This window comes from Methylobacterium mesophilicum, assembly GCF_022179445.1.
Lineage (GTDB): Bacteria > Pseudomonadota > Alphaproteobacteria > Rhizobiales > Beijerinckiaceae > Methylobacterium > Methylobacterium mesophilicum.
The window spans coordinates 1-1323 of the sequence record NZ_BPQU01000081.1 but is presented as its reverse complement, the minus strand read 5'-3'; the positions used below and the strand labels follow the sequence as shown (position 1 = coordinate 1323).

The window sequence follows — 1323 nt, the reverse complement described above, 5'->3', positions numbered from 1 at the left end:
AAACCCGGCCCGCTCGCGCGGACCGGGTTTTTCGTGATCGGGGCTTCGCTTGCCGCGCGAAGTGGTCGAAGAGATGGTTCAGAAGTCGGATGATCCCGCATCCCGGCATGAAGCTGAGCGCATGCCCTCCACCTTGAATCTGCCTCAGGCCGCCCGCCGCTCGCTGGTCGATTCGGCGATCGATCTCATCCGCACGCAGATCGAGACCGGCCGCTGGAAAGTCGGCGCGCGCATCCCGAAGGAGGCCGAACTCGCCGAGATGCTGCAGGTCGGGCGGAACACGGTGCGGGAGGCCGTGCGGGTTCTCTCCCACGCCAAGGTGCTGGAGGTGCGACAGGGGGACGGGACTTATGTCCGCCTCAACGTCGATCCGGCGGAGGTCATGCGCCGGGTCGCCCATGCGAGCCTGCGCGACCATTTCGAGTTGCGCGCGCTCCTCGAAACCGAGGCGGCCCGCCGGGCGGCGGCGCGGCGGAACGACGGTGACGTGGCGCGGCTCGAAGCCCTGCTGGAGGCGCGCGGGGAGCGTCCACAGGACGGGGACCTCGCCGGATTCATCGAGCGCGACATCGCCTTCCATGTCGCGGTCGCACAATGCGGCGACAACGCCGCCCTCGCGGAACTCTACCGGTATTTCGCCCTGTCGTTGCATGGCAGTACGAGCACGGCGCTCAGTGACGGGGCCCTGCCCGAGCCGGACCTCGCCGCCCACCGCCGGGTGGTCGATGCGATCCGGCAGCGGGACGAATCGGGTGCGGCGGACGCGGCCCGGGCGATCGTGGGCCCGATTCTCGATGCGCTGGGGCGTATCGAGACCGCCCCCGGGAGCTGAGCGCGCTGCGGCTCCGATCAGCCGGCCGCGCCCAGAGTCTGCCTGGCCAGTGCGACGGCTTCGCGATCGGTGGCGCATGCGGCCTGGGGTGTGCCGAACGCGCGGATCAAGCTGGGAAAGGCGGCTTCCAAGGCGTGGCGGCGCTCCGGGTCTGGCTCGACGACGATCAACGCGCGGCAGCACCCGCCCAGGGCTTCCTTGTTCCGCTTCAGCCAGAGGCCGCGCGCGACCCGGTCGTCATGCGCTTCGTCGTGCCGGCGTCCGTCATAGATCAGCACGAAGGGGTCGCCGCCTGCGAGCAACGCGTCCATCTCCCGGCACCAGACGGAGGCGTAGCCGGGCGGACGCACAGCGTCATTCCGCATCCGCACGATGGGAAAGTCGGAAACATCGTGGAGGGTGAACGTCGCGCGGTCCATGACCCCGGCTCCCTGGAACAGGGCGATCGCTTGAAAGGAATGGATTTCGGTGTTGCCTTTTGCGTGATTCAC

General features: G+C 68.9%; 2 protein-coding genes. One reads left to right on the top strand and one right to left on the bottom strand.

What is annotated here, in order from left to right; translation table 11 throughout:
- The first annotated feature begins 121 nt into the window (after positions 1–121).
- The gene (locus tag MFF40_RS28290) at positions 122–832 is read left to right on the top strand and encodes a FadR/GntR family transcriptional regulator (RefSeq protein ID WP_147898215.1); all 711 of its coding nucleotides are present in this window, start codon (positions 122–124) and stop codon (positions 830–832) included.
- A 17-nt stretch (positions 833–849) separates the two neighbouring features.
- Here MFF40_RS28290 and MFF40_RS28285 read toward each other — a convergent pair.
- The coding region (locus MFF40_RS28285) for a hypothetical protein (RefSeq protein WP_238263136.1) at positions 850–1323 on the bottom strand (474 nt) is incomplete at its 5' end.